Source organism: Flavobacterium sp. R1_16 (genome assembly GCF_057652095.1).
The window spans coordinates 1-6,272 of the sequence record NZ_JBYFCG010000015.1; the positions used below are offsets into that span (position 1 = coordinate 1).

Annotated in this window: 2 protein-coding genes; both read left to right on the forward strand. The window is 34.2% G+C overall.

What is annotated here, in order from left to right; all coding sequences use genetic code 11:
- Positions 1 to 79: 79 nt before the first annotated feature.
- Positions 80 to 3,013 carry a T9SS type B sorting domain-containing protein gene (locus AC23L6_RS13200; protein ID WP_487562947.1) on the forward strand — a complete coding sequence of 978 codons (2,934 nt, stop codon included), beginning with the start codon at positions 80 to 82 and terminating at the stop codon, positions 3,011 to 3,013.
- 224 nt (positions 3,014 to 3,237) lie between these two features.
- The gene (locus AC23L6_RS13205; protein WP_487562946.1) at positions 3,238 to 6,264 is read left to right on the forward strand and encodes a T9SS type B sorting domain-containing protein; all 3,027 of its coding nucleotides are present in this window, start codon (positions 3,238 to 3,240) and stop codon (positions 6,262 to 6,264) included.
- The last annotated feature ends 8 nt before the right edge of the window (positions 6,265 to 6,272 follow it).

The window sequence follows — 6,272 nt, forward strand, 5'->3', positions numbered from 1 at the left end:
TTTGGTGTCAAACAGTTGCTGTAAAGCCAGGTCAGAATTATGTTTTTAGTTATTGGTCAGAATCGATTCAATCAGCACATTGGCAAACATAGAAGTTCTTATTAATGGTATTTCTATCGCACCTCCTGCCTCTACAGGAGGTGTTTGTAATTGGGTAAAGAGGACGATTAATTGGAGTTCTGGTGCAAATACTACAGCTGAAATTTGTATGTATGATAGAAGTATTATCTCAGCAGGAAATGACTTTGCTATTGATGATATATCTTTTAAGGCCTCAGAGGGCTTTTGTAATTTCTCTAAAACTATAACCATAGTTGTAGGAACACCAACAGTTCCAGATTTCCTAACTAATTTAAAAATCTGTCCTGAAAATACTATTCCAAATTTAGAAACTACTTCTCCAAATGGAGTTTCTGGGGTATGGAATCCTAATGTAATAGATAGTTCTTCATCTGGCCGATATATTTTTACTCCTGATAGTGCTTTGTTTCCATGTGCATCATCTGTTATATTAGATGTTGAGGTTTTTAATAATTGTTCATTTGGCACATATGCTTCGGCTGTGCAGATTGAAAATTGTTCTACTCAAAAGGGTGGTGAATTTTTTAATATTACAGGAACGGGAGCGAATTTAATAGGTTCAAGTGGCATTGTTTTCACAAATGATTTAGGAATTTATACTCAAAATTCAGGAACTTTAAAATTTAGGGGAGGAGAGTTAAGGACTTTCAAAAGTATCTCCGCAAATGTTTGTAGAGCTAAAATAAATTATAGAGTTTATAAAGAATCCACCATTCCAGGTGCTTTTAATAGTATTGAACTCTCTCTCTTTGATAATTGTAATTCGAATTTTGGTCAATTTCAATCAGGAGGAACTTGTAAAGAGGGAGATCAAAAATGGCAAAGAATCCTTTCAGATTCTGAGTCTCCCATAGATTTAACTAATTTATCAACAGGTAATTATGTATTAGAAGTGTATTATGATGTTCAAGGAGATGAAGATACGACAAATGGATGCGATAATTTTATTTTTTTGAACAATGATGGTAATAATTATTTGTCAAGATTTAAAATTCAACAGGAGCCAAGTTTTACAAGTTCAAACATATCTTCTTGTAATAGCAATAACGGGAAGATTATTGTTTTGGGTTTAATACCTAATACTTCTTATGACATTTCATACAAATTGAATGATGTTTCATTGGAACCTAAGTCTTTGATTTCAACAGAATCTGGTTCAATTGAGTTGTTAAATTTAACAGAGGGTTATTATAGTGATTTCCTCATTAAACTTAATGGTTGTTCATTTACTTATGACAATATTATTTCAATATTAAATCCAAAAGCAACTCCAATATTTAGCCCAATGAAAACAATATGTTCGGGTTCCATAACAGATGCTTTACCTAGTATATCCAATAATGGTATTACAGGAACTTGGTCACCTATCTTGAATAATACAGAAACAACGGAATATACATTTACTCCTGATGTAGGACAATGTGCAACAAGTATAAAAATCACTATTGAAGTTAATTCTTCGATAATACCGGGCTTCAACCCAATTCCTTCAATATGCTCGGGAGACTTTTTGTCGCCACTCCCTACTACTTCAATAAACGGTATACTCGGTGTTTGGTCACCAGCATTGAATAATTTGGCTACAACAACTTATACTTTTACTCCAACATCAGGACAATGTGCAACAAATGCTTCAATTGAAATAGTTGTAAATCCCAAAAGCACACCCGTTTTTAGTCCAATAACGCCTATATGTTCAGGAGATATTTTATCACCATTGCCTACTACTTCTCTCAACGGAATAACTGGAACATGGTCTCCAGTTTTAAATAATACAGCAACAACTATTTATACTTTTACGCCAAGTTCAAATGAATGTTCTACAACAGCTAGTTTGACAATAAACGTCATTCCTAATATTACTCCAACTTTTACTGTTGTATATTCATATTGTGAAGGCAGTTCAATACCTTCTTTGCCTCCATTATCAAATAATGGAGTAACAGGTACTTGGTCGCCAGCGATAAATAATACAACAACGACAACCTATACATTTATTCCTAATGTTGGGCAATGTGCATCGACCTTAACACTAACCATAGATATTAAGCCAATTGAAACTCCATTATTTAGACCAATTGAGCCTATATGTGCTGGAGCTATACAGGAGCCTTTGCTAACAACTTCAACGAATGGTATTTCTGGAACTTGGGCACCAGCTTTCAATAATAGGTTAACAACCGAATATAGTTTTACACCAAATTTAGGTCAATGTGGAATACCTGTAAAATTAACGGTAATAGTAAATCCAAATACGACACCAATTTTCGACTCAATTAGTCCAATATGTTCAGGAGATCTTCTTCCTCCACTTCCAACGACTTCAATAAATGGTATAAAGGGTGTTTGGTCACTTCCTTTAGATAATACGATTACAACTACTTACATTTTTACTCCAAGTATAGAACAATGTGCTACTTCTCAAACAATGACAATTTCAGTTAATTCAATTCCAGAGTTTTCCGTTTCTGGAACTTGTGATGGAACTGATTTTCTTCTAAAGATTAATCAACAAAATAATACAAATAATTTAACGTATTCATGGTATAATTCGCTAAATGAAAAAATAGGAAGCTCGCCAATAATTAAAATAGAACAAAAAGGAAGCTATAGAGTTGATGTTGAGGATGGTAAGTGTAAAGCCGTAAGAGATGTTGAGGTAAATAGTATATACTGTGATATTCCAAAAGGCATTTCGCCAAATAACCACCAAAGAAATGATTCTTTTGATCTAAGAAATCTGGATGTAAGTAAACTCGAGATTTTTGATAGATATGGCTTAAAGGTTTACAGTAAGTTTGATTATAAAAATGATTGGGATGGAACTAGTGATAAAGGACAACAATTGCCAGACGGAACTTATTATTATATAGTAGAATTTAAATCAGGTAAATCAAAAACGGGGTGGGTTTATCTTAATAGAGAGCATTAATTTTTGAGTTTACAAAACATAACGTTGTTTGTTTCATAAAAAATTAATTGAAAAAATTAAATTATTCTTAATTTTACAATTAAAAATAAAATATTTTTCAACACTACTACGTTTTCGTATTCCTTCTAAGATGTAATTACATAAAAAAGTTTTAGTTTTTTTTTAGTTTTACAATTCAAACACAAACTAACCTTTTAGTAACTAAAATCTTAAAATTATTGATAATGAAAAAAACAAGTTGGGCAATCGTTTTCATATTAATTCCATTTGCCATAAATATTTATTCTCAAAACCGCCTTGTCAATGGTGATTTTGAAAGTGGTAGTAACGGTGTTGGGTTCAGCATAAATAGTTCTCAATACACACAATTAGTTCCTCCATTTTCTGGAAACACTATCCCAGGAAATTATGCAGTTACAAATAATCCTCAACTATTGAACACCGCTAGCTTTATATCAGGAGGAGATCATACTACTGGCTCAGGAAAGATGTTAGTAGTTGACGCAACAACTTCTGGTGGGCAACAACGATTTTGGAGGGCTGGAGACAATGGTGGAGGTGCTTGTGGTTTAGCTATAGGAACGGTTTACACGTTTAGTTATTGGATAAAATCGGTGTCAAATCTCGTAACTGGACCAAGTACACAGGCAGACATTAAAATTATTTTTAACAATGCTTCAAACATTACTTTAGTATCTGGAAGTTCTCTTGCTCCATTACCTGCCTTGGGATGGCAAAAAGTGGTTTATACGTTTACGCCTACTAATCAATGTGTCAATATTGAGATATATGATAATAATCTTAGCGCAATAGGTAATGATTTTGCTGTTGATGATTTTTCTTTAACAGCACCACCTGCTCCATTAACTATTTCAAGTTCAAAATTAAATCCATCTTGTCCAAGAGCTTCAGATGCAACAATAGTAGCTTATCCTAACGGAGGGGTTGCTCCCTACACGTTTTCTTTAGCAGGTACATCATCAGTAACTAACACATCTGGGATTTTTCAAGGATTAGCAGAAGGCGACTATACGGTTACTGTAACTGATTCTAACAATCCAGCTAGTGTAGCGACCACATCATCAATTTCTATTATTGCACCCTTAGATTTAACATTATCTTCATCATCAACAGGTTGTAATTTTCCTGGCGCACCAATAACACTTACAGCAGCAAACGGTGGGACGTCATATAGTTGGATTGCTTCTACTGGAATTCAAATTTCAGAAACAGGTGATTCTGTTTTGGTTAACCCTCAGCAGACTACAACCTATACGGTAACCTCAACAACTTCGTCTTTGACAAAACCTAATTTAATTGAGAATGGAGATTTTGAATCTGGAACTTCTGGATTTTTTTCAGATTATGGATATTCAACATCTAACACTAGTGGAGCGCAATTTGCATATGGTGTTGTAAGTAATCCGAAAAACTGGTTTGTTGATTTTGTTACGAGTACTGATCATAGCGGTTCTGGCAAGATGTTGGTTGCTGATGGCGCTACGAATCCTAATAAAGTTATTTGGTCACAATCATTACCAGTTGAAAATAATAAACAATATACTTTTTCGTTTTGGGCCCAAAATTTAGTTGCTAGTAACCCCGCTCAATTTCAGGTTTTGATAAATGGTGCGCCAATTACTATATCGCCGATATCAGCAGCTAATGGATCAGCATCAGGTTGGACAAACATAACAGGAAGTTGGGATTCAGCTACCGCTACAATAGCGACGATAAAAATTATTGATACAAATATAGCTTCTAGTGGTAATGACTTTGCATTAGATGACATTTCTTTTAGTACACCAACTCCTAAAACCTGTAATTTATCTGCTCAGCTAACTGTAACTATTGGAGGAGTGCTACCTAAAACAGATTTTTCATATCAAACACCCGTTTGTAAAAATGGTATTAACCCTGTTCCAACCACTTCTATTGGGTTTACAAGCGGAGGAGTCTATTCTGAATCAACAGGATTGTTATCAATTGATGCCGTTACAGGTGAGATAAATTTAGCAGCCTCACCTTCAGGAACTTATACGATTAAATATTTGGTTGCTGAAAATTCAGGAATTTGCCAATCAGAAGGTTTTTCTACCTTTGATGTAACCATAAACTCTGTTTTACCAGCACCAGTTGTTATGAGTCCTGTTAATTATTGTATAAATGCTTTAGCAACACCATTATCTTCAACAGCAATATCTGGTGCTACTTTAAAATGGTATGGTACAGATGAGACAGGAGGAGTAGCATCATCAGTTCCTACAACACCCTTAACAACTTCAGTAGGTTCAACAACTTATTATGTGAGTCAAAGTATTGAGGGGTGCGAAAGTTTGCGTTCTGCGATAACAGTTGTAATTAATGATTTGATAACTCCGGTATTTGCTGGCATACCTGAATCAGTTTGTTCGGATTCAACAGTACAGAATTTACCAATTGTTTCAGCAAATAATATTCAAGGCGCATGGAATCCAGCTACAATTAATACAACAGCTACCACAACATATATCTTTACACCTAACTCTGGTCAATGTTCAACTACTTCGTCAGTGGTTGTTAGTGTTAATTCTAGTATAGTTCCCATATTTGATGATGTGGAACCAATTTGCTCTGGAGTAGAACTTTTACCATTACCAACAACTTCTACAAATAATATTACAGGTATTTGGTCACCTGATATTGACAATACAATAACAAAAATTTATACCTTTACACCAGATTTAGGACAGTGTGCTAGTAGTCAAACATTAACTATTTCAGTTAATTCAATTCCAGAGATTTCAATATCAGCAGGTTGTGAAGAAACTGATTTTGTTTTAAGAGTAAACCAAAGCAGTTCTAATAACTTAGTATACTCATGGTATAATTCATCGGAAGTGAAAATTGGCAATACACCTTCGATAAAAATTAACCAAAGAGGAACTTATAAAGTTGAGGTTGCCGATGGTGCATGTAAATCGTCCAAAAATATTGATGTAAATAGCGTATATTGCGACATTCAAAAAGGGATTTCTCCAAACGGAGATACTAAGAACGATTTCTTTGATTTAGGAAACTTTAGCGTAAATAAGTTAGAGATATTTAACAGATATGGTATTAAGGTTTATACCAAATCAGAATACAAAAATGAATGGGATGGCAAAAGTGACAATGGCCAAGAATTACCCGACGGGACCTATTATTATGTAGTAGAGTTTGAGGGAGGAAAGTCAAAGACAGGTTGGGTTTACCTCAACAGAGAGCATTAATTTTTAAA

Excerpts from the sequence above, each read along its gene's own strand:
- AC23L6_RS13205 (WP_487562946.1), top strand. The coding sequence starts at position 3,238 with ATGAAAAAAACAAGTTGGGCAATCGTTTTCATATTAATTCCATTTGCC.